At 74.8% G+C, this 1,472-nt stretch carries 1 protein-coding gene; it reads right to left on the bottom strand.

Annotated elements, in window-relative coordinates; all coding sequences use genetic code 11:
• The coding region (locus WN71_RS37995) for a threonine synthase (RefSeq protein WP_071369941.1) at nucleotides 1-1,102 on the bottom strand (1,102 nt) is incomplete at its 3' end.
• Between the last annotated feature and the right edge of the window lie 370 nt (nucleotides 1,103-1,472).

Here is a 1,472-nt window from a genome sequence, read left to right as displayed (position 1 = left end):
CCGCCGCCGCCCGCGCGCCCGCCCCGCACAGCGGCAGCACCGCGCTCCGGGTGCCGAGGGCGCCGTCGCGCACCGCCGCCCAGCAGACCGCCGCCGTCGGCTCGACGTACAGGCCCCGCGACGCCAGGTCGCGCCGGGCGTGCAGGACCTGATCGTCCGTCACCGTCAGGAAGCTGCCGCCGGACTCCCGTACCGCGCGCAGGATCTGCCGGGCGCGCGGCGGGTTCGGGATGGCGATGCCCTCCGCGAGGGTCGGGGCCGGGTCCGGGACCGCCGGGCCGGCCAGGTCCTCGGCGCCGTCGGCCCACGCGCGGGCCAGCGGGTCCACCGCGGCCGACTGCACCGCGTACAGGACGGGCCGGCGCTGCACCAGCCCCGCCGCGTACAGCTCGGCGGCGGCCAGCGCCGCCCCCAGCAGCAGCGTGCCGTTGCCCACGGGCAGGACGAGCACGTCCGGGAGCCGGCCGCCCAGGTCCTCCCACACCTCGTGCACATAGGTCTTGGTGCCGTGCAGGAAGTACGGGTTGTACGCGTGCGAGGCGTAGAACGTGCCCGGCTCGTCCGCCGCCCGCCGGGCCGCCCGCGCCGCCGCCTCCCGGTCGCCGGAGACCACCTCGGCCCGTGCCCCGTGCGCCGTGATCTGCTCCAGCTTCTTCGCGGACGTCTCCTCGGGGACGTACACCGAACAGGGCAGCCGTGCGCGGGCGCAGTACGCGGCGACGGCCACCCCCGCGTTGCCGCTGCTGTCCGCGACGACCCGGTCCGGCCCCAGCCGCAGCGCCAGTTCGGCGAGCAGGACCGCCCCCCGGTCCTTGAACGACAGCGTGGGCATCAGGAAGTCGAGCTTCGCCGAGACGCCGTCGCTGAGCGGCACGAGCGGGGTGCGGCCCTCGCCGAGCGAGACGGACGGGTCGGCGAGCGGCAGCGTCTCGGCGTAGCGCCACAGCGAATTGACGCGCCCGGTCAGGGACTTGAGGGACGCGGGGGTGGGGGAGAAGTCGAGGTCCAGCGGGCCGTGGCAGTGGGGGCAGCACCAGGCGAGCGAGTCGGCGGGGACCCGGGTGTGGTCCGTGGGGCAGAAGCGGTCCGGCAGGGCGGTCATGGGGGCAGCGTAGGTGAGTCGTCCGGTGATGGGCCGTCATGGCCGATATGTGCGCCGGGTCGTCGCGTCCGGTGCTCCTTCGGCGCCGCGGCCCAGGTCCGACCCGCGATTCCCGGCCCGCCCGCCTGCTGCTTACCATGCGGCCAGTCGTACGCCAGTTCTTCCGCGCAGCAGCTCGCGCACCCGCCGCCCGAAACAGGAGCACGGTACCCGTGTCCATACCGCCGTCCCCGGAGCCCCACCAGCCCCAGGAACCCCAGGATCCTCAGAACACCCAGGACTCTCAGACGTCTCAGGACCCTCAGGGATCCCAGGAGGACCGGAAGCCCCTGGACCTCCAGAAGCCCTTGGACCTCGAGAAGCCCTTGGA

It is taken from the genome of Streptomyces mangrovisoli, assembly GCF_000974985.2.
Lineage (GTDB): Bacteria > Actinomycetota > Actinomycetes > Streptomycetales > Streptomycetaceae > Streptomyces > Streptomyces mangrovisoli.
Note: the sequence above shows the minus strand (reverse complement) of the source record. Positions and strands in the feature narration are given on the sequence as shown.